Genomic DNA, 25,081 nt, shown 5'->3' on the forward strand with positions numbered 1-25,081 from the left:
ACCCGGCTAAGTGAAAAACACTTTCTGAGGACATTTTAATGGCAAGCGCTGCGAAGAAAGGGAGAGGTGGATCCACGGCCGAGTTGATTGAATGGCCATTGGCTTTTCGCTTCTTTGATCAGATCGGAAGAGCCGATGACCACGTAGTTCTGGTGGTCTTTCCTCCAGACCAAGGTCCCTGCATCCACTTCCCCATCGAGGTGATGGAGGACTTTAAAACCATGCGCCCTTACCTCGCAGAGGTAAAGAGGGCTCTGCGAAACAACCCAGACCACGGTCTGGGAGTCATTGTGAACCCAGCAGGTCCACGGCCTAAGGGGTGGGGAAGGCTTCCTGAGCAGCAAACGAAGAGAGGAAAGCCCAAGGCTTGGGGAGCTTCCAATGCTCACATCTCTGGATGTGTTGCTGTGTTCGGTGAATGTGATGGAGCTTTGTCCATGGAGGAGCAGCAGGAGCTGCCCCTCAAAGTTGGACTGCCTCCGGCGTCGTTCTCCGTCACGACTTCAAACCGGTCCCTTCATCACTACTGGCTGGTCAAGGGGGAGCGGCTAAGGCCAAATGAATTTCGCACGCTCAATCGCCGTATTGCTCGCTATTTGGGGAAGGTGGAAGAAGCGGGCGCGGATCGGTCCATTTGCAATCCAAGCCGTGTGATGCGATTGCCGGGATCACTTCATCCCAAGTCTGGGGGGCGCGTTGAGATCTATCAGAATGGTGGACCTCATTACACCGCAGCTGAATTACTGGAGGCCATAAAGCCACTTGATGAGGAGTTGGCAAAACCGCAGCTGCTGGAGGGGGAACAAAAACATGAAGGGTGGTTTGGACGACTGTCGCTCGATCAACAGCGGATTTTGGCTGTGGAGATGGTGCAGAAACTTCCTTTACGAACTCAAGAGGGGAAGGGGTTGTATCACCCCTCGCAGAAAACTCTCGCCGGAATGGTTCACCACTTCGGAGCAGAGCTGGCCGTTGAAATTTGTCTGGAAGCTGGCTGGGTAGATCCAGAACATTGGCGAGTGGAAGAGATTGCTGCCTCCATTACCGATCACGGTGATGAAGCGGCGGGTATTGGCTCTCTTATCCATTGGGCGAGGCAGAACGGCTGGCGGCATCCCGATGAGGAATGGGAAGCATCTCTGGAGGAGATGATCAAAAAAATTGGGAGCACTGCAGGTGGGGGGTCCGTTCTTAATGCGCTGGAGCAGGAAGATGCTGAGGAGTTGCAGCGGCGGTTTAAGGAGCTGAGGGACAACATCAGCACAAAGTTGGATCTCAAAACTGTGTTGCCGCTGCAGGTCGCTGAGCTTCTTGAGGAGACGGCTGAGGCGATGGAGGTGGATCCGGTTGGTTTCGTAGGGCCGTTGCTTACAGCCGTTGCTTCGATCGCTGGAACAAGGGCTGAGGTGAGAGTCAAGAAAGGGTGGTCTGAACCATTGGTGTTGTGGCTCGCGAATCTCATGCCGGCGGGCTCGATGAAGTCACCGATCGCAGCTGTGGTGACAAAAGCACTGCAGTCAATGGAAAGGGATTGGCGTGAGGAGTGGGAACAAGCGAAACGGGAACAGGAGACTTTTGAGGCTGGGGATCCGAATGATCCAGGTCTTCAGCAGCTCCCCCCCGCTAGGCGGGCGATGGTGGTTGATTGCACTTATGAAAAGTTGCTCGCTATTCACAACCAGCCAAATGTGGATGGGCTGCTGTCGATGCGGGATGAATTGGGGGGGATGTTCTCCCAGTTGGAGAGAGATCCCAATTTGCGGGCGAATTGGTTGAGTCTTTGGTCTGGTGGTGTGGGGACAGTGGATCGGAAGGTGGCGGAGTCGACTTATGTACCGAAGACGGGGGTTTCACTGTTCGGGAATTTGCAGCCGGACCGGTTGGAGACGCTGCTTCGCGAAGAAAAGGGCGAACAAGGACAGGGGGGTGATGGATTGTGGTCTCGCTTCCTTTGGTGCAGACCTGAATGCCGTCCATGGAAGTTCAATCGCTTGGAGGTGGATGCGACACCACAGGTGAAGGAGCTGCTGGTCCGGGTTGATCGAGAATTAGGGAAGGGGGGTCTGCAGCTCCAGGTGGATTTGGATTTGATGGAGGAGCATGTCGCTCCCATGTTGGAAGATTTCGCAGTGTTGGCTGAGAAGGAAGGGGGAACGCGGGCGGCCTTCCTTCAGAAGTTGAGGGGGTATTACGTCCGGTTTATGGGGGTGCTCACCCTGCTGGATTTCGCGACAGCTGCAGAGAAGAAGGATTCTTGGCAGTGGCTGCAAACATCCGAGGCAGAGCTTATTGAAGAGTTCCCGAGTACATACAACGTGGATTTGCGGGTGATGCTGCGGGCGGTGACGTTGACGCGTTTCTATCTGGCTCAGTGGGACTTCACCCATGAAGAAGTTGCACCGGGGGCGGGGATTCCGAAATGGGTGACGACGTTCCTCAAAAAGGTGGGGGATAAGAAGTTGGAGAAGGTGAGCCCAAGAGACTTGGTCAGCTGGAAACTGCGGGGCATCAAGACCTCACGGCAGGCGTTGGGCGCTTTGAAGGAGCTGCAAGAGAAGTGGGGATATGGGGAGGTGCAGCAGGGCAAACGGAAGGATCAGTTCTTCTGGGTGCCAGGGGAGTGCTGAAAATTCAGCAGTTGCGCGAGTGACTGCTGAAGCCAAGATCGACTGCGCTGCAGGCGATTTGCCCTAGTGCTGAAACTGCTGAGTGCTGAAAGGGCCCTATGGGGATATTGAAGGAATACACATCAGCAGGTCCCGGTTTTGTCTTGTGCATTTGAAAGGGGTGGGGGGTGTCAGCAGTTTCAGCAGTAGATAGATATATGTATATATATATATAAACCCTTACTACTACTGGGATTTGGGCCGAGAGGGAACTGCTGAAAACAAGTGCTGACGAACTGCTGAAAAAGAGGCTTTTCAGCACTTGCAGGGGGTGAGAGCTGCGAGAGGGACCTGCTGTGGATGGTTGAGCCCTTTCCAGCCTCGGCAAAATTGAGGGGTGGTAGCAATAAGAAGGAGTGAGCCCGTTAATCAACCAGGCAAACCGCTTGTCGGCAGATGAAAGACGGTCCGAAGCCATCATTCTTCGAAGGTCTGTCTGACGCTTCAGGCAATTGCCGACAAGCTCGGTGTCTCCTATGCGCTGATTCAGCGAGACATCGCGAAATACATGAAACGCCTGGATCAGGAGAATATGCAGGGCGTTGCTGCAATCCGAGCGGCAGAGTTTGAGCGCTTAGAGCGGATGTCTGCTCATCTCGATCAGCAGATTTTTGAGGAGGGGGAGACCGGCCGGATCGATTCCGCCCTCAAGGTTTCAGCTGAAAAGCGACGGCTTTACGCCGTCGACGTTCAGCCGGTCAAAAAGGCAGAGGTGGTGCATCGAAAGGAGGTGGCGGTTCAGCTGATCACCACCCTCCGCACCGAACTCCAACCATCCACATTCTCGGAAGTTCTCAATGTCCTCACGCGCAGCCAAGAATTCAACTATCTGGGCGGAGCTGTTGAGGGAGGCAGCGAAACAGGAGATCCGCCGGATCGAGCGCTCCTCAACGGATACAGCGATTCGCAGAGCACTGAGCAGGGTTGATCTAAAGACCTATCGCAGCACAGAAGAGCAGCCGCTAATTGAGTGGCGGCCATCAGATGAGGCGGAGTTTTGGGCCTGGCATCGGAAGCCGGCACCACCTACCCGGCGATGGGATGAAGCGACAGGCTTTGAAATGTGGGAGCCGGGGCAGGAATTTCTGCTGCTGACCGAGGGTGAGCTGCTCTCGATGTTTGTCCCGATTAATGGTTGCAGTGTGCGGCCGAGGTGGCTGGGCTTCACGCCTGGAAGTGGCAGGTTGCGGTTGGATCAGTTGACGACCCGCAATCCGCGAGAGGTATGGCATGACCCTTGGCTCCTCCAGCTCGCCAATGCCTTGGTAAAGGCTGATCGAGGTGACCCGGCATACGCCTGGCTGAAGCCAGGGCTGGACCCGGCCAAGCCCAAGAACTTGGGGTTGATCGGGGTGTTGTGTGATGCGCTTTCGGAGCTGCGGTGACGCCGCTCCGGCCCATAAAGCAATATTTGCTGCGTGTCTGTGATCGAGACAGTTACGCAAGTAACGGATGTGCCGGTTTAGCTAGTAGCGGTAGGGATCTAGTTGTCTCAGAAGCTGAGAATCAAGCTCGCACCGCGTCCAGAAATGCGCGTGTCTCAGTCCAAGACCGTTCTCTGTTTTGACGGTGTGCCAGTTGAGTTGGCCTGGGCCTGCCTTCGTTCTGAGACTGCTGAAAAGAGCCTTGGGGTGGGGCGCACGGGTAGACCCTTCAGGATCAGCGCCTGTCTGAGCGGCTTCTAGGAGGCTCTCAGCGCGCTTTTGAATCGATCTACCGGATTCCGTGGGGTACAACATTTCTTAGATCGAAGAACTGATTGGTAGTTTGTTCAGTCAGGGGCGCATCTAAGTAATAGAGTGAAATTTAAGTAACACTTTGTTTAACAATTAATCTCGTGACCGAAAACCTTTTTGATCAGCAAAGTATCAACAGTTACACAACTAAGCAGAACTTAGAGTTAATTAGCAGTGACTCTTGGATCGAGGGCCTTTACGATGCATTTGGTCGCGAAAAAACTATAAAATATTATGTTCTTAGCGATGAATTGCTAAGAGCTACTGGAGACCAACGAAGGTTTCTTGCTAACAGCTCGGAGATGAAAGATGCGCTAAAAGTATGGACAGAGAAGTCTCTAATTCCTGAAAAATGGCAATTAAATTTTATTAAAAAAACATTTAATTTTCTCAAATCTGTTATTGATTTAGATTTCAAAAAAGTCAACAAACTTGAAAAAGCCGACATGCCAATAGTAATCACCGGAATCCCTAATTCAAGCTCAGTTTCTGGCAAAAACGACAAGATTAGAGACCATGTTCTGTTTATGTCGTACCAAGATGGATTGCCCTCCCCTTATCACAATAGAGAAGCTTATAGCTACAATCACGATGCTATTAGTAAGAAAGCATGGAATAAAACATTGATGCATGAAGTTGCACATTTCATAGGCCTTGAGCACCCCTGGGACAAAAATGATGGCGACAAAGATTTTGCCAAAAACTATACTGAAGATACGATAAATGAAAATGCTCCATTTAAAACCATAATGGGATACAACAACGGATACGGAAAATATGATACGGATGAATATATTGATATTTTTGAATCATATCAAGACAGGGATATAGCTGCTTTGCAGCAAATCTGGGGCACTAATTCAAGACCAAATCAAACAATAGACAACATAATAGGCACAAAAGAAATCATAGGTTCAACTAAAAATAACGTATTGAAGGGGGGCGATATAGCTGCTCATCTCAAAGGAATGAGCGGCAACGACAAATTAATCGGAAGCATTAAAGACGACATCCTTGACGGGGGTGATGGGAATGATGTCTTGACTGGGAAGAAAGGTGCAGATAACTATATTCTTTCATCTGGCAAAGACAAAATCCTTGGCTTCAAGCTAAAAGAAGGCGACACTATCGAGATTGATTCCGATATTGTTTATACACTTGTACAAAAAAAGAAACACACACTCATCCAGCACGATTATGGGATGACAACTGTGCTCAAAGTCAATAAATACGAGCTAGCTGGCGTAATTGAAATGGTCTAACGGCAATATAAAAAGCCAAAGTCAACTATTTAGGGGATCGACGCGGAGCTTTTGAATACTGGGCGCATCGAAGACATAGATGCCTCTGGAGCCTTGTCCAAGGCGTCAGGCGGCAATGTCATGCCATTCATTCGTCTACACCGGTGCTGTTGGAACGGTGGGCGTGGTTTGATTTCAGATTTTGGGATGAACTGCCTTCTTTCACGGGTCGCCCTGCTGGAGCGAAGCAACGTGCAGCGTGGTGGTGCGAGATTCCGCGAGAGACCAGCGGAGATAGTCAGGTCAAGTTGCGGTTTCGTTCAATGACGCCCGGCATTGATTACCGCCTGGCCCACGGCCGGTTCACCAAGGCAGAGGAGGCAGCAACGGCATACTGGGTGCTGTGGAACCGTGACCCCATCGTTGAGCTGGGACGGCTGCAGTGATTCGAGTCAGAGGCCCAAACCCAGATCGACAAAATCGCGGAGGAGCAATTGGAGCTTCGTCGGCTTCGTCGTGCTGGTGATCTGAACCAGCGTGATTTCGAGGCCGACGAGCGCGACAGCTACATGCGGTTGGAGGGCTGGCAGGAGATGCAAGCTGCCGTGAGAACTCGATGGGATGAGCTGCTGGCGGAGATGGTGGCCTCCTTGCCCCGCCCTCGTCGTGATGAGCTGAAGCCTCGGATCGTGATGCTGGCTGATCGACTGCAAAGCGACAGCAGGCAGCTACAGAAATGGCATGACGACCACTGGGTAGACAACAACCATGAGTGGCGGGTCTGATGGTGCAACGCAGAGAGGTGCTGCCTTGTTCTGAGAGCCCCAAAAGTCAGTTGTGAACAGCGATCTGGATGGCACTGTCCATGCTGTCGGTGTGCTCCTTAACCAAAGTCATAAGGCGTTACGAGAGATTTTCGGGATTCATAAAATGACCAAATGATCCGTTGCGGATCGCTTTGCTTCGGCCCATATTTGTCCTACGCGGATATGGGGAGTTCTTCCACACGCGACGGCTTCGGGAGAGCGACCCGACGGCTGGCAGAACCCCTGTCTCCTGCGTGAGCGATCGCGGGAGACAGGGGTTCTGCGACAAAAAATCAGTAGAAATTTGGTGTGTTTGCCGAAGATTTCTGTTTCGTGGCAAACGTGCAATTACAGAGATCGCATCGCTCGGGAAGAACAGCGTTCTTCTCGCGGTCCTGTAGCTCCCTTCTCGCGAGTCGTTAGACCGCCAAGAAGGTGCTGCCTAGAGAGATACTAATTTCATGGGTCGTCCATAGAGCTTCAACGCACAGGTGGTGAGCAGCGTTCCCAACCCGTCTTGAGCATCGTCTCCCATGCCTCGATGGCGTTATGCCGCACTGGTAGGCGCGGCGGAGCGCTCAAAGCATGAATGTCATTTGGACAAAACGGTTGTCGGCTGCCCTTGGCTACCTGCATAAAACACACTGAGCTCAACATCTTCAGATCCCACAGCCTTACCTGCGTGGACTGTATTAACAACTTCGATCAGAGCCTCACCTGGCCCAAAAGCCTTCGTCATCCCATCCTTTGAATAAAGCTCTAATCGGCCTTTGAGGATGACTGCCGCATTTATAACAGGGTGAAAGTGCCATGGCAGTGTCACACCTGCAGGGATCTTGATGCGCAATACTTTGATTTCCGGAAGGCCAGCTGGGTAAGAAGGAAGAGATTGTCCGTCCCATTCTTTCGTTGAATTCACTAATTCTTTAATCGTGACACCAAGTTTCTCAGCCCCATGACCGTCATCAGCACGGACTTCTAGCGGACTTAAAGGCAAAGCCAAGAGCATATGAAAAGTCAATGCGACTTGCTTCATAGGGCTCCAGAAAGATGATTCACACCCTCAAAATAATGAAAGCATTTCAACGTCAACTCACCCACAACGCCACACGCGAAGCCTTAACAGGCGAGGCATGCCTAGTGACCATCAGGATTACCGGCCGATAGGCATGAGCTCGGACCCACCAAGGGCACTTCCTTTGGTCGCTAAATCGTACATTTCCTGGTGAATATTCTCCGATTCCTTACTAAACCAGTTGGCTAACTCTGGCTGCATAATTATTTTTGGGCCAAGGTCAACGAATGAATACTCAAGCGTAATAAAGTCACTTCCAACAGTTCGATAACCAAGCTCAAGAAGAACCTGGCCGCTTATAAATGGTATATCAATCTGTGCTTTTGTTGCGTTGGGGCCGAGTTCCACCACCTTTGTAGCAACAGTGCCATCACCGGATGCATCTCTGATTCTGATCATCAACGCTGCTTCTTTACTTTGGCTCAGCAAGACCTGAGTTTGCTTCCTTAGGCCCCATTGGCACGCGATGGCATTTGAGCAAACCGAGGTCTTAAAAAACGAGAGATCTTGCTTCAGGAGCTGGGTCTTCTTGTCCTGTCTGAGCAAACCAAGTTTCGAAAACAGCCATTTCATCGCATTGATTTCAAACGAGATTGTTGATAATCCATTTTTGGGCTGGCATGAGAGATTCTTCTTAACGCTTAATCCGAGTATCTGTTAATACCACGGAGCTTGAGCGGTTCTTCCTGCTCAACCATGCGGCTGGGCTAATGAGCGAGAGACATGTTTGGCAATACGACTTGCCGCTAATTATTGCTGGGTTGTGAGTTGGGAAGCCTGATGCCAAAGCAGAGCGGCTGAGAGTTATACAAAACCCGCAAGGGAAAGACAGGGCAGTTTGATTGTGCTGATCGATCTCCCGACAAAACCTCACGCACTCCACCCCGTCAGCAATGGCGGAGGTTGTACTCTCTGGCGAGACAGCACCGTTCACTGTGCATCACGGTGATTGGAAAGGCACAACCAACACACCGCCTTGCCTGTCTTTGACAACCAAACCAAGACTGGGAACAAGATTGGCGCTGACCGGTTCTGATGATTGACGACCATTTCGGTCTGTCAGGTAAACGCGCTGTTGTTCGATGCTGTAACTGTTTTTATTGCCGTTGATGTAAACATTCCAGTTCAGGGCGTTGATTGTGTGCTCCACTGTGCAGGAGATTGGGGTGCCGTTCCACAGGCAGTCCACTGTTTTTTGAGCGTGCACCGATGCAGAAGCTGACATCAGCAGGGCTGTTGCCGCTGTGAAGAGTGCTGTTCTCATGTTCGGGTGATTCCTGCGTTGATGCGTCGTATCAGTGTGACGAGCGTTGGCTTTGTGGCGGGGTTCAAGACCTTGGGAAGCCTGCAGTGGAGGAGCTGCTTCTGGACTGGCTTGCCCCGTTTCTGACTGAAACAGAGAAGGACAGGCTGATTGCTTGGCACTTGGGGGTGAGCCTTTAGTTCTATTGGGGGATTGGGATAAAAGAAATAATCCCCCGAACGGGTGATGTGATCTGAAGGAAGAACGGCGATTGTGTATTTGTCCGGGGGCTCTAGCCGCACACATCGAACGCATCAAATGGTTGTAAGTGACTCCGTTACTAAATCTCCAATGGGCTATAGCCCACGTTCAAATCAATTCTGCTGGATTACATGGCTGTCTCCATACCTGTCTGGAGACAGGCACTGCCTAATGTATCTGCATCAAAAGATTAATTATCAAACCCCTAGGGCATCAGCAGATTTTAGTAGCTGGATTGAAGAACATAGTAGGCTTGTCAATAAGATAAGTAGCGAGTATCAAGATGAAGGAGGCACAGTAACAGTAGAAGATGAAAACTCTTTCAAGTTTAACTCGAAGACGGGTATTTGCCTAAGCGGTAAGTGTGACGTTGTCGTTGGCCAAGATAGATCTGGGCATGAAGTTGGTTTAGTGATTGATGTAAAAACAGGGGCAAGAAAACCTAAAGATCGGACTCAGGTCATGCTTTATATGGCATTACTTCCTTCGATCAAAGATATTCCTCACATTTCTCGTACACCTATAGGGATTGTGCAATACAAGGATGGCACTACTCACGAAATAGATCCTGAAGAAATTACGCCTGAATTCAAGGAGCAAGTAGGGAATCTTTAGTCTCTAGTATCTGGCCCTCTACCAGAACCAACACCTTCATTTCAAGAGTGCAGGTTTTGCGATTTAAAAGACGATTGCCCATGCGCCCAGACCATGGCTCCATCAAGCAATGAGGTTGATTGGCTCTAATCAAAATTTATGTCGGGGAGCCTGAAGCTAATTGACTGAGAGCTACAGCCTCCCGCAAGGAAAAGACAAAAGCCTTTGACGACCTCTATCTATCCTCCAACACAAAAGGACAAACACAACGTTCACCTCACCTAAATCAAAATGAACTCCTTTGCCAACGAAAAATTACATCAAGCGTTTGAGCTAATCACGGATATTGATAAAGAAAAAGTCAGGAATGCCGTAAAAAACGCTCGAATGGCAAATCCCTTAATGAGTGATTTGGAGCTAGCCACCAATTTCTTTGATCAGTCCAGGCTGAAAGCAGCCGCTGCAGGTTTTGGGCTTGGGGTAGCAGGCAACCCTTTAGCAATCGTTCCTTCCGCCATTGCTGATATAACAATAACAACAAAAACAGAAGTTTTTGCTGCAGCATGTGCAGCCGAAACCTTCCACGAAGGTTTCCTTGACAGTGAGACCGCAAGGATGGAATTGCTCGTTCCTGTCTTTGGTATGGGAGCAATGGATCAGCTCGCCGCAGAGCTCGGCATTAGGGCAGGCAAAGAACTAACCAAGGACTTGATAAAGAAGCATCTATCGAAGGAAACACTTAAGCAATTCAAGAAAATAATGTTGAAGTATTTTGGCATAAAGGCCACTCAGAAAGGTATTATTACCAAGACATTGCCGATAGTGGGCGGATTCATAGGCGCCAGCTGGAACGCAATTGAAGTCAGTGTGATGAAAAACAGAGTGATTAAATACCTCCAGGCCGACTCCCAAGAAGTTGAGGTAGTTTCAGTTGTGGAAGAGCCAAATTGACAATTTATTGTTCAACGCTTTTACAAAAGACATTCGTATAAATCCTCTTCTTTACATCAGTCAGTAGCACCTCATCAAAGTAGTGACCTCCCGGATACCTTCATTCAGGCAATGGGAGTAAAAAGTCTCAAGATGCGGGTATCAGGTTGAATTTGACCTCATACCGATAGAAATCGATGCCTTGAGCAACCTGTAGTGCTCTTCTAATCCGCTTGTCATCGTCCAAAGCGATGATCACGCCTCGCACCCGCTGGTGGTCTTCAGCAACGTCCTCTTTGACATAACCCATATATCGCTGGATCTGTCCAACCACCGCATCGCTCGCACGTCCCTTCTTCAACTCCACAACAAGCAACTCCTGCTTGTCCTTGCTGATGGCGAGTAGGTCAATCGGACCAGTATCTGTTGGGAACTGCTGTCCACTCGATTCCTCTGTTTCATAGAGGTCATGAGTCTGTCCAAGAGGCGTGCTGGACCAGTTGGCAACGAGGAAGTCCTCAAGGTGCTTCTCCAGAGCAAAGACAGTGGCGTCCTCAACTGTTGGGTCCTGACTAACGAGCACCTGGGTCTTCACCTCTCCCTTGATCAGTTGCTCTAATTCCTCCCTGTATTTGGAGATGTTGCTGACCGTTCCGATCGACCCTGCGGAGTGCCGCAGCGATTCACTCATGTCGGATCGATCAACGAGTTCCTCATGCCAGGAGACAGACCGTTGATGCGGTTGGTCGCTACCAGGGACGAAGCGGTATTCACCCGTCACTTCACCGACGAAATAACGCCCCTGCCCGTTTGGGGACAACACGATGTCGCCTACCTGTATCCCCTTTGAGATCGTGTGGAGAGCACCACAACTGAGACCTGCTGCGATCTTGCTCTTACTCGGATTCACCTCCAGAAAATTCGGGATGAATTTCTGGTTGAACTCACGCCAATTTTCAGGGAGAGAGTTGCTCAGGTCTTGCTTGATGTCGAACCCAGCGCCGATAAACCCCTGCTGTCGACAGACATCGGCATACATGCTTCCTCTGCCCAGCATCACTCTGTAGTACTTCCTCATGCCGCCTCTACTAGCTCTTCTCCCAAGGTCTCTGCCTGTTGAAGCACTAGATCAATGGCAGTGACCTGCTGATCTGGCGGGTACTTATATCGCTTGAGCAGAGTCTTGATCTTGAGGCGGAGTTTCGCCCTGACGTTCTCCTTGAACTGCCAGTCGATGGTGGCGTCACGTCTAAGCATCTCCGCCAGTTCCCTTGCCATGGTCGCCAGCACGTCTTCCTTCATCAATTCCTGTGCTGAGGGGTTGTCTGCCAGGGCGTCGTAGAAGGCAACCTCGGCATCGGTCAGACCGAGGGCTACGCCACGCTCCAGTTCCTCTCGGAACTTCTTCGCCATCTCGATCAGTTCAGCGATCACCTGTGCCGCCTCAACAGCACGGTTGGAGTATTTGTTCAGCGATGCCGTCAGCAGTTCACTGAACCGCTTCTGCTTGACGACATTGGTCTTGAACTTGGTCTTCAGTTCGTCCTTGATCAGGCGCTGGAGCAGTTCCACCGCCAGGTTCTTCTGGGGGATCTTGGCAACCTCTGCCAGGAACTGGTCCGACATGATGCTGATGTCGGGGTTCTTCAGACCAGCGACCTTGAAGACATCCATGACGCCCTCTGCCACCAGCGACTCAGAAAGCAGTTGCTGGAGTTCGTAGTTCACGTCCGTGACACGACCAGGACCATCACCCTTGATCAGGGGTGCTCTCACTGCCTGAAGAAACGCCACTTCATCCATAACTTCGACCGCTTCATCAGTCGTGCCACAGAGAGCGAATGCCTTGGTCACCTTCAGAACGGTGTCACAGAAACGCTGCTTGCCATCGGCAATGCCAAGGATGTGGTCGAGGCAGTTGGAGATCAGTTCAAGTGCTTTGCCCTTCTCCCTGAACCCGCTCCAATCCACGGGGTGAAGGATGTCCTTGGCGATCTGGAGTTGCTCCTTGAGGATCCGAATTGCCTCGCTGGTGTCGAGGGTGGGTTTGCCTTTGCCCTTCGCTGCTGTGTAGGTCGCCAATGCCTCCTTCAGTTGAGGAGCGATGCCGATGTAATCGACGATCAGACCGCCTGGTTTGTCCTTGAAAACCCTGTTCACACGGGCGATTGCCTGGGCAAGGTTCGCCCCCTTCATGGGTTTGTCGACATACATGGTCGCCATACACGGGGCATCGAATCCCGTTAACCACATGTCCCTGACGATCACGATCTTCAAGGGATCGGCAGGGTCCTTGAACCGCTTCTCCAGATCCTTCTTCTGCTGCTTGCTGGTGTGGTGAGGTTGGAGGTGCTGCTCGTCTGATGCCGATGCCGTCATCACGACCTTGATGGCACCTCTGCTCGTATCGGTGTCGTGCCAATCAGGGCGTAGAGCAACGATGGCGTCATAGAGACGGGCACAGATATCCCGACTCATCGCCACAACCATTGCCTTGCCTGGTTGGGTCTTGGATCTCTGCTCGTAATGAGAGACCAGATCTGCTGCCACTTGCTTCAGGCGAGGTTCAGCACCCACCAGTGCCTCCAAAGCTGCCCAACGACTCTTCGCTCGCTCAGCAGCAGGGATGTCGTCCTCATCGCTGAAGAGTTCATCGACTTGGTCGTCTACGCCAGAGAGGACGCTTTCCTTCAACCCCAACTTCGCCAATCGGGACTCGTAGTAGATCGGCACCGTGGCACCGTCTTCCACTGCCTGCTGGATGTCGTAGACGGAGACGTAATGCCCAAAGACCGCCTGGGTGTCACGGTCGTCTTGGGAGATGGGTGTTCCCGTGAAGGCAAGGAAGGTTGCTTCAGGAAGGGCGTCCCTTAGTGCCTTTGCCAGTCCGTATTTGATCTCCCCCGTCTTGTTGTCGAGGCGACCCTTGAATCCGTATTGGGTCCTGTGTGCCTCGTCACAGATGACTACGACGTTGTGGCGGTCGCTCAGGGTTGGGAACTTGTCTTCCCCGTCTTCGGTGCCGAACTTCTGGATCGTGGTGAAGATGATGCCGCCGCTGGGTCGGTTGGCGAGCAGGTCCCGTAGTTCCTGCCTGCTATCTGCTTGTTGAGGGTTCTCACCCAGCAGATCTCCTGCTCCAGCAAAGACCCCAAATAACTGCCCATCAAGGTCCTGGCGGTCGGTGACCATCACCAGCGTTGGGTTCTGGAGACGCTGGTCGGCGAGCAACTTGCCTGCCAGACATGCCATCTCGATGCTCTTGCCAGCACCTTGTGTGTGCCAAACCACGCCACCCTTTCGGTCGCCGCCTGGTTTGCTTGCTTCTGCCACCCGCTCCACTGCCGCTCTTACGGCGTGGAACTGGTGATAGGCAGCGATCTTCTTGATGATCTTGGCGTCGTCCTCAAACAGGCAGAAGTAGCGGATGAAGTCGAGTAGGCGCTTCTGATCGAAGAGACCACGGATCAAGGTCTCCAGTTCACGGAACTTGCCGAGAGGGTCCAGGTCCTGCTCGGCATCGATCACTCGCCACTGCTGGAAGCGTTCCTTTGAGGCGGATAGCGACCCCACACGGGCATAGGTGCCATCACTGATCACCATCAGCACGTTGGAGGTGAACAGGTCTGGGATGTTGTCCTTGTAGGTCTGGAGTTGGTTGAACGCTGCCCAGATATCTGCCTTCTCGTCGGCAGGGTTTTTCAGTTCCAGGACTGCTATCGGGAGACCATTCAGATAGACGACAACGTCAGGACGGCGCTCATGCTTTGGACCTTTAACGGTTAGCTGGTTGACCACCAACCAGTCGTTGGATTTCGGGTCATCAAACCCGATCACCTTGAGGCGGATACCGACCTCTTGGTTCCCATCCATGTAGGTGATGGGCAGACCCGTCGTCATCCAGCGGTGGAACTGACGGTTGGACGCCAGCAAACCAGGGGTGTTGGGGTTCGCCAGTTGGAGCACTGCCGACTCGATGGTTGCCGCTGGCACCCCTGGGTTGAGTTTCGTCAGTGCCGAACGAAGACGACCAGTGAGCACCACCTGGCGGAAGTCATCCCGCTCAGGCGTCTCTCCATCAGGAGCAAGTAGTGGTCCATGGATGAAGGTGTATCCGATCTCCTGGAACCACTCCAGGGTCATCTGCTCCAGATCGTCTTCTGAGATGAATGCCATCAGATGCCAACCTCCTCAAGCATCTTCTCGGCATCAAGGACTCTTAGTTCGCCTGAGATGAGGCGGGGTAGAAGGACATCTCTAAGTTCTCCAAGAGAAAGTATTTCCTTTTGAATGCTTTGGATTCTGCCGAAAATAGGTCGAACCATTTCGCCGAACAGGCAAAGGAGTTTTTCGTCAGCAAGTGGAAGTTGGATCATATTCATCCTCCCTTGAGACAACTTCAACTGGACAGCACCAGTCACATAAGGAGTCACCCGAGCAAACTGAAAAAAGCAATAAAGAAACTCGGTTGTAACAGGCAATACACCTTCAAGAACATGGGCATGGTTATTCACCCAGATCTTCCCAGAGACATACTGAGAAAAAGCAGTTCCATCCTCCTTGGCGACGGATCCATCCTCCCCGATCAACAGATAGTCGCCATCGAAGAGGAAATCGTCAACATAATCAAAAACGCCAGTTGCCCCGTAATAAGGAAATGACCCCTGCTTTTCACTTCTCTGCTTTTTTGAGAGAGGGACTCGTAATCGATCAAGATTTTTACTTATTTCCCCAACGGAGGATGGTGACCACCCAGTCGGAATCTCACCCAGTTCCGACTCCTCAAAAGAATCTGGGAACAAATCACTGATTTCATTAGGCAATCCAGTCGGTCGCCCTTCTGCCTTTGCTCTTACAGGATCAAAGTCCACAAACCAGGACTTGAACAGCGCCTTCGCTGTGTCTTCAAGGGTTTCATTGGTCTTTCGGTTGAGTTCGATCTTGTCATCAAGGGCAGAGGCAAGTCCACAAATACGGTCTTGCTCACTTATTGGTGGCAGAGGGAATACGAGACCCTGAAGGAATGGGGTATCTAACTTCCCCGCCCCGATTCCCGTAAACTCAACCGAAGAAAGCAAAAGATTTTCGCTCCCCTTCAAGAGGTGGTAAAGATAATCTTGTTTCAGATTCTCAGTGCTCGTTCTGATCGCTTTGACGTCTTGGTTGAAGGCAACTTGGCAATCAGCAACACCTATGGGAATCCTTTTGTGAAGTTCGCTGCCTCTCACTAAAAGCAAGACATCACCTTTCTGACAGAGACGCCCCCCGTTGACAACTCCCTCCTCAGTGAGCATCTCGTCGGACGAGGTGAGTGCTTTTTGCTTCATTGAAGAGGCACTGATCCAGGGGACTGTTCCACCCCAAAAGGACTCATTCTTCTTTGATGGGGTTGATCCAGAGGACCAAGAAGTGAGGTCTCCGAGGCGGAAATCTTTCCATTCAGAATCCATATCCAATCCTCCTCAGATTTTCAGAAATCTGCTGATCTAACTTCGCCCCTTCTTCCTTCTGCTGCTTGAGCAGAGAAGTGAGACGCTTCATCTTCTGATCAAAGGGTTCATCGTCTTCTTCCTGATCTGCTGCTCCCACATAGCGACCAGGAGTCAATACAAAACTGTTCTTTTCAATCTCGTCGAACTTGGCGGAGTAGCAGAACCCAGAGACATCCTCATAGGGGTTCTCAACCTCGCCATCACTACGCCAGGCATGAACCGTGTCAGCAACCTTGGCGATGTCCTCATCGGTCAGCACCCGCTCCACACGACTGACCATCGAACCCATCTGACGGGCATCGATGAACAAGGTTTCACCTCTCCTGTCCCGACCACGTTGTGTCTTGTCATTCGTCAAGAACCAAAGGCAAACGGGGATCTGAGTGTTTAAGAACAACTGTCCAGGCAATGCCACCATCACCTCCACTACATCGCCACGAACCATCGCCTCACGGATCTGCCCTTCACCGCTTTGGTTGGAACTCATCGATCCATTGGCGAGCACCACACCTGCTTCACCACCAGGGCGAAGTTTCCAGAGCATGTGCTGTAACCAGGCGTAGTTGGCATTCCCGGCAGGAGGACGCCCAAAGGTCCAGCGGGGGTCGCTGTCGTATTTCTCGCCGCCCCAATCGGAGATGTTGAACGGTGGGTTGGCAAGGATGTAGTCGAACTTCTGGTCGGGATGCTGATCACGGGCAAAGGTGTCAGCAGGTTCCTGTCCGAGGTCAGCAGCAAACCCACGGATCGCCAGGTTCATCGCTGCCAACCGCCAGGTGGTGGGGTTGCTTTCTTGCCCGTAGATCGAGATGTCGTCACGACGCCCGCCGTGACTTTCGACGAACCGCTCGCTCTGGACGAACATGCCGCCCGATCCACAGCAGGGGTCATAAACACGACCCTTATGAGGTGCCAGCACAGCAACCAGGGTCTTCACCACATGGGCAGGCGTATAGAACTGCCCGCCCTTCTTGCCCTCAGCACTGGCGAACTGACCGAGGAAATATTCGTAGACCTCACCCAGGACATCGCCTGACTTCTTGCCCTCGTCGAATCCGATTCGTGAGATGAGGTCCACCAATTCACCCATCCGTCCTGGTTCCAATTGGGCAGCACCAAACCGCTTGTCCAACTTCCCCCGAAGCGTGGGGTTCTCGTTCTCGATCGCGACCAGTGCTCGGTCGATCAGTTGTCCGATGTCGGGTTGCTTTGCCTGGTTCCTCAGGGATTCCCAGCGGGCATCAGCAGGCACCCAGAACACATTCTCCTGGGTGTAGTAGTCCCGATCTTCCAGTGCTTCCTGATGATCTGCTGGGTCATCGCCCAGGTAGTAGTCGGACTCTGGGTTGCTCACCGTCGCCAGCACCTTCTGCTGCTGCTCCACGAAGGTGTCGGAGATGTATTTGAGGAAGATCAGTCCAAGGACCAGATGCTTATATTCAGCGGCATCCATCTGGGCACGGAGTTTGTCCGCTGATGCCCAGAGCACTGCTTTGAAGTCCTTGGCGGGTGCCTCTTTCTTCTTGCGTCCTCGCTTCTTGGGTTGCTCGTCTTCGCCTGAGATGACGGATGCCAGCAAGTCATCCAGACCAGCAGGTGCTTGGTCTGCATCGTTAATCAGTGGGGTATTGGCCGAAGACGTCACTGGTGCATATCGCCTAAATGGATTTTGCGGCGGATTGGTGTTGTTCGCCTCCCCCAAGCGAGGGAACTCAACGGGCAATTAGCGAGCGCTGGATCCATGAGCTCGACATACCAATGGCTCAGTATCCAAGGCATAAAACGGTCCACTACTGGTCCACCCGTCTTTGCCTAAACCCGCAGAAGCCTTATCAGGACTAGAGAGAGCCTGGGTCTTGAAAACCAGCGTGGGTGCAAGCCCACCGTCGGTTCGAATCCGACCCTCTCCGTTCATTCAATGGGCCACTTCCCGACACCCCGTCTACGGCGGGGTTTTTTGTTGGAACAGCATCAAGACAAGTAAGGGCGATGCCCGTCCCCGATGAAGAGCATCCAGCACAGTGAGCGATAGAACTTCAATCTTTCACAGGAATTCCGATCGTGCCTGCTTGACGAATTCGAGGACAGCTTGAGGAGCAGCTGCATCCCGGCTTCCAGAGGCAACGTCTCGATAGAGATCAGCAACCTTCCATGCGGTTGTTGCTGCATCACTGCCAAAACGCGGGATGAGATGAACATGGAGGTGAGGCGCACCCTCGCCAAATGCAATCGTGTAAACACGATCACAACCTGTTCTGCGCCGAACAAGATCGCAGGCGTCCTTCAGCGCTCGACCCCAGTCCGCCATCTCACGATCAGTGAACTCCCATGGGCCGGCACAATGACGGACGGAATCAAGAAGAAGCCAACCGAGTAGTGGCGCAGGATTGCTGTGATGCCGAATCATCCAACAATCTGAGTGCAAGATCACATGGTCCTGACACTGAATTGGGTCTTGATGCAGTGCACAGATCGCACATTCGCTGAAGGAATCGAAAGCCACAGAAAGCCGATCAAGTTCTAGAGAGTGAATCGAAAACAATAAAAAGGCTTAAACTCATGCCATTTCCCCGCATCCTGAAGAGCAGTGATACGTGAATCGCATCCAATGCCATCAGTCGAAGCACAATGATCTGGCGCTTTGCGATAACAATAGCAATCAGTTGGTTCGGCACCATTTTACCGATATTAATGCTCGGATTGATCAAAAACTTAAGTTGGGCAATCCGTTTAGTTCTACCAAACTGGATTGTAAATGGATCATTAGTTGTTATTTTAATCCTATGGATCGCTGTCGTGTTAACTGCGATTCAGAGAGTCTGGTCCTTCGAAAAGAGAAATATAACCAGGAGTCTCGAAGATCAGCGCTTGGCCAAACCCCGTCCGTTCCCAATTAAGCCCAGGTCAATAATGACACCAATGGCAAGAATCAACATTCCACTAAAGTTTGATAAACCACCAAAAGATGCCGACGCCCAACAATAAGCAAGTGTTGTTGTTGGCAAAAAAATCAAACCAAGAATTGGTGCGACAGGGCTGGGTAGATCCAATCCATTGAATGGCAAGAATACAAAACCGCTGTTAAAAATCCAAGCCAAGATCAATACAAGTCGGGGCGCAAGCAAACCAACCGCAGCAAAAAGACACACAAGACGATGGCAGCAGCGTATTTTTAGCAATCTAAACAGCGCTAGCCAATATTCATGAAGTTGCTTGAACAAGCTGGAGAAAATCTATTGCCAAGTGGTCTTCTTGGACAAGCAGGTCTAATAAATAGAAAATTGGATTGATGGAATGCTGTCAACACAGACGCGCCTTCGTCTGCAAAACATCCTCCAGCGCTTGGCAGCTGGGAAAACTGTTAGTTTAAAAGAAAGAATCGAACTTCAAAAATATTCAGACCACGATCCGACGGTCGCTGCATGGTTGCGACGGGCAAGGCGACAACAGCGCAAAGAACGGGAAAAGCACGCCGGAGATCCCTTGCTGAGCGCTCTAGACCTGGATCCCAGTGAACCCCATTCCGAATATTGTCCGGATCAGGATGATCTCGGGGACTGGTTCCAAGGTGCCCCTTACTGGTTAAGACGGAGTTGATTGACTGCGACTACACCGTCTCGAGCCCGCAATTGAGCTTGATCTCAAAGGGCACTGAGGAATTCGGAAGACCCAGAAGGTTACTGGCAAGAGTTGCGATCTCCTCTGGCTGACTCATCGCAACGGGATTGACGGAGCTGATCGATCGTGCCATCTCCGTATTGACCCAACTGGGACAAATCGCTGTCACGCGAAGACCTGAGGACCAACCTTCATTTCGCATGGACTGACACAACCCCATCAGGGCAAATTTGCTGGCGGAATAACCAGCAAGCCGTCCCTTCACCCGTTGACCACTCATCGAGACCAAGACCTGTATGCGGCCGTGGCCGCTCTGGCAGAGCTGAGGCCATGCTGCACGTGTTAACCACCAAGGTCCCATTACATTGATTCTCCAAAGATCATCAAGTTCGGAGACCTGTTCATCACGAAATAGAAGAGGTGTTGTTCGAAGAATGCCCGCACAGTGAATCAGTGTGTCCACTGTTTCAGCCCAGTCAAGTGTTGAAGCAACCCACCTCTCCCCAGACTGAGGATCCGCAGCTTCGTAAGAATGCAGGAGTGCCAGATCCGAAGCCTGAAACGCAGAACTGGCCACAGAGGAGCGAAATTTATGAGGATCACGCATTCCAAGACTGATGCGGTGGCCATCGTTCAACAGCTGACGCGCAATTGCGTAGCCAATACCGCGGTTCGCACCACTAATCATCACGACGCGCTTTGACACTGGATGGGTAGTGGAAAGTGAAGCTGAATCTATCGAATCTGTTGATCAAAGTGGACGCACAACCAAAAAAATTGAAAGTAGAGGGAAATTTCAAAGTTGACAACGATAATAAAGACAAAACATTTGACTCTGCATTGGAATCCTCTCCAGTGTTATTGAATTAAATTTATCCTTATAAGAATAAGTGGGAATGATTCTCTATCCTGGGTTCAACAGGGGCGGCAAAAGCGTCGATCCAATCAATCAGTTGGAACGCAATTAAGTTGGTGCATGGCGCTCTGCTAATCAACGATCCAGATTTTGGACATTATTGCTCTAAGATCAATGGGTGAGCCAAGTCTTCCCTCATACCAATTCACTCGCGTCGATTCTGAAAGCATGGTGGCCGCACACAACAATCTCACACTCGAATTGGTGGATATCAATTCCATTGGTGATCAAGCAGCTGGCCTGAATGAACCTTCAGGCCTAACATTGGATGCTGAGGGCAGGTCGCTGTTTACGGTTAGCGATGATACAAAAGCTATTTTCCGCATCGATCTCAAGGGGAAGTTATTGATCACTGACTGCTTCTTTGTTGAAGTGAGTGATCTTGAAGGCATTGCATGTTCCCCCGACGGAAGCGAATTATTAGTTGTTGAAGAAGGAACGAACGCAATCATCTGTATTGATCCAAAGCGTCGTCTATCACTCCGACACTGCCCACTCTCCGGTATGAAAAATTATAAAGAGATAAAAAAATACTTTTCAGATGGCATCACGAATAAAGGCCTCGAAGGGATAACCATTGATCCGCTGAGCCTCAAAGTCTACGTCGTAAAGGAGGGACAGCCAGGTTTGATCATCGAAGTATCGGCAGATCTAAAGACCATTCTCGACGCAAGAGTCTTGGATCAATCTAACGGATTTGAGCATCCTAAACTAACGGAAAAGAAATTAGATTACTCTGGCTTAAGCTTTGATTGCTCTCGGAATTTGATCTGGATTGCCAGTGATAAGGGTGAATGCATTTATCTCTATGACTGGATACAAAATCGCGTTGTACAACGTATTGACCTGCAGAGGAGCTTGCAAAGCAAAAAGAAACTAATACGAAAAATAGAAGGTGTTGCCGTGGATTGGAAGGGTGAATATCTCTATGCAGTAAGTGAACGCGATTGCACGCTCTACTCCTACAAAATAACCTAAAGTAATTACCAAAATGAAGACTATTCTGATCACAGGTGCGAGTTCCGGAATTGGACTTCAATCGGCATGCAGCTTGGGTCGATTGGGCCACCATCTGATCCTGACGTGTCGTTCAGAACAACGAGCCCATCAAACAAATTTGGCCTTAACACAAGCTGGAATTGATGGTCGAAAGCTCAGAATCCTAGTGATGGACCAAGCAGATTTGACGAGTGTCGATCGTTGCTGCATGACAATCATGAACTCAGATGATGTGATTAGCCATATCATTTTAAATACTGGAATGCAGTATGCAGGCTTAAAAAAACCACTTTTTTCTAATCAGGGATATGAATTAACTTTCGCTGTAAATCATCTTTCCCATCAATTGATCCTTATGAGATTAATGTCGCTATGGACCAAAGACCATGACTTAAGGGTGATCATCACAGCTTCCGATGTCCACAATCCCAGCAGTGGAGGGGGAAGAGTCGGCCGAGCCGCTGGATTGGGAACCATGCAGGGATTACGAACAACCGATTCTGAACCCATGGTTGATGGCACAACACCGTTTGATCCTGATAAAGCCTACAAAGACAGCAAGCTCTGCAATGTGCTCTTGGCCAAGCAGTTATCAACGCGTTTGAAAACCATTAATCCTCGAATTCCCGTTATCGCTTGGAGCCCTGGTCTTGTGATACCTCGCTCTGGCGAAGGTTTTTTTCGGACCAGTCGACAACAAAATCCACTTGGCATGATGCTTTTTGCATTCTTTGCCCGTGACCTGCTGCGAGTGACAGAATCTCTGAAGACTGCTGGACAATTGCTGGTCGATCTAACTCTTGACGACAAATATAATTGTGCTGGATTTAGATATTATAGCAACCAGTTGGTACGCCCTGGCTTGCATCAATTTGAGGAAATATCGCCAAGTGATGAAGCTTTAGACGACTCTAAAGCCAGGGATTTATGGGATTTATGTGAAAACCTAATTGAGCATTCACTGAATCAACGCCTGGAGACACCCTTCTTGGAGAATCCCTCCCAGGAGGTTTCCGAGAAAGCTGCTGATTGAAAGCAAAAACGTCGATTTGGAATAACACTTATAGTTAAGATCACATCGTGCCGGACAGACTGTTTCGACCTGTCTGGCCTGTGACAACAGAACGGCGCATTAACCTGCCATCTGATACGACAAGCCAATAAAAGAGATTGAGAATTGGATCCAGCAAAGGTACAACAACCATCGCTCTAATGGTCACTGCTGTGCTATTTGAACTCAGCTTGAAGGTGGCAATGATTGACAAACTGATCAACAGATCAAAACATTCAAAAGATGGGCATGATAATGCGATGCGCTTTTTGCAGAGCAGAATTTTTGAAAGTTTTTTCAAAATTCAGCTTCCATTGCCTCAAAATCATCTCAAAGAGGTCCAGAACAAAGTTGTTCATGCGCGATAACACCCAACGCAATTCGTTGAGTCCTCTTCGACAGAATTACAGAATTCAAACGCTCATACCATGACAGGTGTTTTAGCGGCCCTGGGGGCAGCGATTGCTTGGACTGCCGCCAGTGGGTTGTGGCGGTCTCTATCGACTGTCGGACCTGCATGGTTGCTGAATATCCTGAAAAACAGCCTGGCAACCCTGTGTTTCCTGCCCGTGTTGCTCTCAATTCCCTGGGGAGGATCCGGCTCTGGGTTGATCTGGCTTCTCTTGAGTGGCGCTGTTGGGATAGCCGTCGGAGACACGTTTTATCTTTTGGCACTACGCAGGCTTGGCACCCGCCGCACCCTTACCGTCGAAGCGATCGGTCCCGTCCTCGCGAGCATCGGTTCGGTCAGCTTGATGGGAGAGGTCCTCGAACCCTCAGCCTGGGTTGGAGCTTGTTGCGTCACAGCCGCTGTGTTGTTGGTCGCCAAGAACGGAGCATCGATGGGTCCAGCCGACCCGACTGGATTGATCTGCAGTTGTTTGGCTGTGTTGTGTGGCCTGGCTGGTGCCTTCCTGGCGCGTCACGTCTTGACCAGCAGCTCGCTCTTACCGGTGCAATCAGCGGCCGTGCGTCTGCTCGGCGGTTGGTTATGCCTTTTGCCCTTCTGCGGCCGAGCGCTTAATCAGCTCCGGCTGACAAACCGGATGCAAGGCGGTGCTGTAGTCGCTGCGGTTTTACTTGGCACCAATCTCGGCATTGTGCTCCAACAGATTGTCTTCAAGTCCTTGCCGGTTGGCCTGGGGGTCAGTTTGATGAGCACGGCGCCAGTGTTTGCACTGCTCATTTCACCGATTGAGCGTGAAAAGATTCAGATTCTCGACGCATGTGCTGCGGCTCTCGCTGTCACTGGTGTGGCGTTGACCGTGATGGCTGGTTCCACCGGCGCCTAAACAAGCTCCAACAACAAGAAACCTGGGTCATTTCAATTCCAGCTGATCTCGGTCAGAGGTCAACAGCGCACAGCTTGCATCAGAGGACTGAGGCTTTGTTCAAGTTGCTCGGCTGCATCGGGTTGAAAAGAAAGAACAACCAAATCCAAGCCCTGAGCTTGGCTTGGCCTCCAGGCGGAATTGGGAGCTGATTCAAACCAACTGTTCAAACGAGGACCGACCATCTGGATTTGCAGAGGAAGACTCTTGTCTGGCAACCAGACCCGACCTTTCAGACGCACCACCTGAAGCCGTTGGATCAGTTGCGGGAGCTGCAACTCGAGTTCAGTGCGATCAAACAGACCCTCCAGCTGCACCACGCCACTGGCGATGTCCACATGCGTGTGGTCGTGATGGTGGTCATGGTCCTGACTGTGGTCATGGCCGTGGTGTTGGACATGATCGTGGTCTTGCTCTGAGCCCTCAGGTGACGGATGGTCCAGCCCGAGCACCACATCCGCATCCACAGAACCTGCGGCGATCGGAAGCAGTGCAGTCCCTTCGCGAATTTGCGCTTTCAAGGACGTGGCCACAGCATCGATCGCGCTCTCCGACAACAGATCAGCCCGACTGATCAAGACAAGATCGGCTGCCTGCAGTTGGTCCCGGAAGAGATCAGTGACGGCCGTGAGGTGGTCGAGGCTCGGATCATTCCGGCGTTGTTCTTCAAGAGCTTGCGGATCGCTCACAGGACTCCCTTGGGACAGGGCCTCCCCATCAACGAGGGTGACCACACCATTGACGTGAACACGTCGGCGGATTTCAGGCCAGCTCAGGGCGTCAAGCAACGGCTCCGGCAGTGCAAGACCACTCGTCTCCACCACAATTCCATCGAGACGATCACTACGTTCGAGCAATTGCTCCATCGTCGGCAGGAAATCGTCCTGAACGGTGCAACACAGACAGCCGTTGTTCAGCTCAACCAGGCGACCATCAAGCTCGTCGTCGGGACAAAACCCGCAACTGCGGATCAGATCTCCATCGAGGCCGACACTGCCGAACTCATTGACCATCACCGCCAGCCTTTGCCCACTGCTTTTCAGCAGGTGTCGCAGAACGGTTGTCTTGCCGGAACCCAGAAATCCGGTGATCACTGTCACTGGCAGGCGTTTCTGCATTGAC

General features: G+C 51.2%; 28 protein-coding genes. 13 read left to right on the forward strand and 15 right to left on the reverse strand.

Annotation, left to right across the window (positions count from 1 at the left end; translation table 11 throughout):
* Positions 1–38: 38 nt before the first annotated feature.
* The 7 genes from SIB64_RS10280 (at position 39) to SIB64_RS10310 (ending at position 6,428) form a co-directional block, all read left to right on the forward strand.
* Entirely contained in the window at positions 39–2,627 is a 2,589-nt protein-coding gene (locus SIB64_RS10280; RefSeq protein ID WP_413440122.1) for a DUF3987 domain-containing protein, read from the forward strand.
* 547 nt (positions 2,628–3,174) lie between these two features.
* Complete coding sequence (locus SIB64_RS10285) at positions 3,175–3,594, forward strand: hypothetical protein (RefSeq protein ID WP_413440123.1); 420 nt, start codon at positions 3,175–3,177, stop codon at positions 3,592–3,594.
* Positions 3,509–4,051 (forward strand): hypothetical protein, encoded by a 543-nt coding sequence (locus SIB64_RS10290; RefSeq protein WP_413440124.1) that lies wholly within the window; start codon positions 3,509–3,511, stop codon positions 4,049–4,051. Before SIB64_RS10285 ends, SIB64_RS10290 begins: the two co-directional genes overlap by 86 nt.
* Before the next feature lie 150 nt (positions 4,052–4,201).
* On the forward strand, positions 4,202–4,351 hold the full coding sequence (locus tag SIB64_RS10295) for a hypothetical protein (protein ID WP_413440125.1): 150 nt from the start codon (positions 4,202–4,204) through the stop codon (positions 4,349–4,351).
* Positions 4,352–4,503: 152 nt separating this feature from the next.
* Positions 4,504–5,664 carry a matrixin family metalloprotease gene (locus SIB64_RS10300; protein WP_413440126.1) on the forward strand — a complete coding sequence of 387 codons (1,161 nt, stop codon included), beginning with the start codon at positions 4,504–4,506 and terminating at the stop codon, positions 5,662–5,664.
* A 149-nt stretch (positions 5,665–5,813) separates the two neighbouring features.
* Positions 5,814–6,089 (forward strand): hypothetical protein, encoded by a 276-nt coding sequence (locus SIB64_RS10305; RefSeq protein WP_413440127.1) that lies wholly within the window; start codon positions 5,814–5,816, stop codon positions 6,087–6,089.
* Between the two features lie 48 nt (positions 6,090–6,137).
* Positions 6,138–6,428: a hypothetical protein gene (locus SIB64_RS10310; RefSeq protein WP_413440128.1), complete on the forward strand. Its 291-nt coding sequence runs from the start codon at positions 6,138–6,140 to the stop codon at positions 6,426–6,428.
* Positions 6,429–6,929: 501 nt separating this feature from the next.
* Here SIB64_RS10310 and SIB64_RS10315 read toward each other — a convergent pair.
* From SIB64_RS10315 to SIB64_RS10335, 5 genes are all read right to left on the reverse strand, one after another.
* The gene (locus SIB64_RS10315) at positions 6,930–7,031 is read right to left on the reverse strand and encodes a DUF1651 domain-containing protein (RefSeq protein WP_413440129.1); all 102 of its coding nucleotides are present in this window, start codon (positions 7,029–7,031) and stop codon (positions 6,930–6,932) included.
* Between the two features lie 10 nt (positions 7,032–7,041).
* Positions 7,042–7,485, reverse strand: a complete 444-nt coding sequence (locus SIB64_RS10320) for a cupin domain-containing protein (RefSeq protein WP_413440130.1) — start codon at positions 7,483–7,485, stop codon at positions 7,042–7,044.
* 117 nt (positions 7,486–7,602) lie between these two features.
* On the reverse strand, positions 7,603–8,097 hold the full coding sequence (locus SIB64_RS10325) for a hypothetical protein (RefSeq protein ID WP_413440131.1): 495 nt from the start codon (positions 8,095–8,097) through the stop codon (positions 7,603–7,605).
* A 367-nt stretch (positions 8,098–8,464) separates the two neighbouring features.
* Positions 8,465–8,788, reverse strand: coding sequence for a hypothetical protein (locus SIB64_RS10330; RefSeq protein WP_413440132.1), 324 nt, complete (start codon positions 8,786–8,788; stop codon positions 8,465–8,467).
* On the reverse strand, positions 8,785–9,069 hold the full coding sequence (locus SIB64_RS10335; protein ID WP_413440133.1) for a hypothetical protein: 285 nt from the start codon (positions 9,067–9,069) through the stop codon (positions 8,785–8,787). Before SIB64_RS10335 ends, SIB64_RS10330 begins: the two co-directional genes overlap by 4 nt.
* Positions 9,070–9,199: 130 nt before the next feature.
* Between SIB64_RS10335 and SIB64_RS10340 the strand changes: the two genes are divergently transcribed.
* Together SIB64_RS10340 and SIB64_RS10345 are read left to right on the forward strand one after the other, a co-directional pair.
* The gene (locus SIB64_RS10340; protein ID WP_413440134.1) at positions 9,200–9,643 is read left to right on the forward strand and encodes a PD-(D/E)XK nuclease family protein; all 444 of its coding nucleotides are present in this window, start codon (positions 9,200–9,202) and stop codon (positions 9,641–9,643) included.
* Between the two features lie 270 nt (positions 9,644–9,913).
* A complete protein-coding gene (locus tag SIB64_RS10345) occupies positions 9,914–10,573 on the forward strand; it encodes a hypothetical protein (RefSeq protein ID WP_413440135.1) in 660 nt (219 codons plus the stop codon).
* Between the two features lie 127 nt (positions 10,574–10,700).
* Here SIB64_RS10345 and SIB64_RS10350 read toward each other — a convergent pair whose 3' ends face one another.
* From SIB64_RS10350 to SIB64_RS10380, 7 genes are all read right to left on the reverse strand, one after another.
* On the reverse strand, positions 10,701–11,609 hold the full coding sequence (locus SIB64_RS10350; RefSeq protein ID WP_413442984.1) for an endonuclease NucS domain-containing protein: 909 nt from the start codon (positions 11,607–11,609) through the stop codon (positions 10,701–10,703).
* Positions 11,610–11,626: 17 nt separating this feature from the next.
* Positions 11,627–14,728, reverse strand: coding sequence for a type I restriction endonuclease subunit R (locus SIB64_RS10355; RefSeq protein ID WP_413440136.1), 3,102 nt, complete (start codon positions 14,726–14,728; stop codon positions 11,627–11,629).
* Complete coding sequence (locus tag SIB64_RS10360; protein ID WP_413440137.1) at positions 14,728–16,002, reverse strand: restriction endonuclease subunit S; 1,275 nt, start codon at positions 16,000–16,002, stop codon at positions 14,728–14,730. The genes SIB64_RS10355 and SIB64_RS10360 overlap by 1 nt, the downstream gene beginning before the upstream one ends.
* The gene (locus tag SIB64_RS10365) at positions 15,992–17,689 is read right to left on the reverse strand and encodes an N-6 DNA methylase (RefSeq protein WP_413440138.1); all 1,698 of its coding nucleotides are present in this window, start codon (positions 17,687–17,689) and stop codon (positions 15,992–15,994) included. Before SIB64_RS10365 ends, SIB64_RS10360 begins: the two co-directional genes overlap by 11 nt.
* Before the next feature lie 399 nt (positions 17,690–18,088).
* The gene (locus tag SIB64_RS10370) at positions 18,089–18,451 is read right to left on the reverse strand and encodes an HIT family protein (protein ID WP_413440139.1); all 363 of its coding nucleotides are present in this window, start codon (positions 18,449–18,451) and stop codon (positions 18,089–18,091) included.
* A 106-nt stretch (positions 18,452–18,557) separates the two neighbouring features.
* Positions 18,558–18,722: a hypothetical protein gene (locus SIB64_RS10375; RefSeq protein ID WP_413440140.1), complete on the reverse strand. Its 165-nt coding sequence runs from the start codon at positions 18,720–18,722 to the stop codon at positions 18,558–18,560.
* A gap of 183 nt (positions 18,723–18,905) precedes the next feature.
* Entirely contained in the window at positions 18,906–19,193 is a 288-nt protein-coding gene (locus SIB64_RS10380) for a hypothetical protein (protein ID WP_413442985.1), read from the reverse strand.
* Between the two features lie 145 nt (positions 19,194–19,338).
* On the opposite strand from SIB64_RS10380, the gene SIB64_RS10385 reads away from it, so the two are divergent.
* The gene (locus tag SIB64_RS10385; RefSeq protein ID WP_413440141.1) at positions 19,339–19,641 is read left to right on the forward strand and encodes a hypothetical protein; all 303 of its coding nucleotides are present in this window, start codon (positions 19,339–19,341) and stop codon (positions 19,639–19,641) included.
* 10 nt (positions 19,642–19,651) lie between these two features.
* On the opposite strand, the gene SIB64_RS10390 is transcribed toward SIB64_RS10385, so the two are convergent.
* A complete protein-coding gene (locus tag SIB64_RS10390; protein WP_413442986.1) occupies positions 19,652–20,350 on the reverse strand; it encodes an SDR family NAD(P)-dependent oxidoreductase in 699 nt (232 codons plus the stop codon).
* A 396-nt stretch (positions 20,351–20,746) separates the two neighbouring features.
* Between SIB64_RS10390 and SIB64_RS10395 the strand changes: the two genes are divergently transcribed.
* Together SIB64_RS10395 and SIB64_RS10400 are read left to right on the forward strand one after the other, a co-directional pair.
* The gene (locus SIB64_RS10395; RefSeq protein WP_413440142.1) at positions 20,747–21,556 is read left to right on the forward strand and encodes an SdiA-regulated domain-containing protein; all 810 of its coding nucleotides are present in this window, start codon (positions 20,747–20,749) and stop codon (positions 21,554–21,556) included.
* A gap of 13 nt (positions 21,557–21,569) precedes the next feature.
* Positions 21,570–22,610: an SDR family NAD(P)-dependent oxidoreductase gene (locus tag SIB64_RS10400; protein ID WP_413440143.1), complete on the forward strand. Its 1,041-nt coding sequence runs from the start codon at positions 21,570–21,572 to the stop codon at positions 22,608–22,610.
* Between the two features lie 40 nt (positions 22,611–22,650).
* Here the strand turns inward: SIB64_RS10400 and SIB64_RS10405 are convergent, their stop codons facing one another.
* Positions 22,651–22,929 carry a hypothetical protein gene (locus SIB64_RS10405; RefSeq protein WP_413440144.1) on the reverse strand — a complete coding sequence of 93 codons (279 nt, stop codon included), beginning with the start codon at positions 22,927–22,929 and terminating at the stop codon, positions 22,651–22,653.
* 127 nt (positions 22,930–23,056) lie between these two features.
* On the opposite strand from SIB64_RS10405, the gene SIB64_RS10410 reads away from it, so the two are divergent.
* On the forward strand, positions 23,057–23,920 hold the full coding sequence (locus tag SIB64_RS10410; RefSeq protein ID WP_413440145.1) for a DMT family transporter: 864 nt from the start codon (positions 23,057–23,059) through the stop codon (positions 23,918–23,920).
* Positions 23,921–23,979: 59 nt separating this feature from the next.
* Here the strand turns inward: SIB64_RS10410 and cobW are convergent, their stop codons facing one another.
* Positions 23,980–25,077, reverse strand: coding sequence for a cobalamin biosynthesis protein CobW (gene cobW / locus SIB64_RS10415; protein WP_413440146.1), 1,098 nt, complete (start codon positions 25,075–25,077; stop codon positions 23,980–23,982).
* Positions 25,078–25,081: the final 4 nt, after the last annotated feature.

This window comes from Synechococcus sp. MIT S1220 (assembly GCF_047303025.1).
GTDB lineage: Bacteria > Cyanobacteriota > Cyanobacteriia > PCC-6307 > Cyanobiaceae > Parasynechococcus.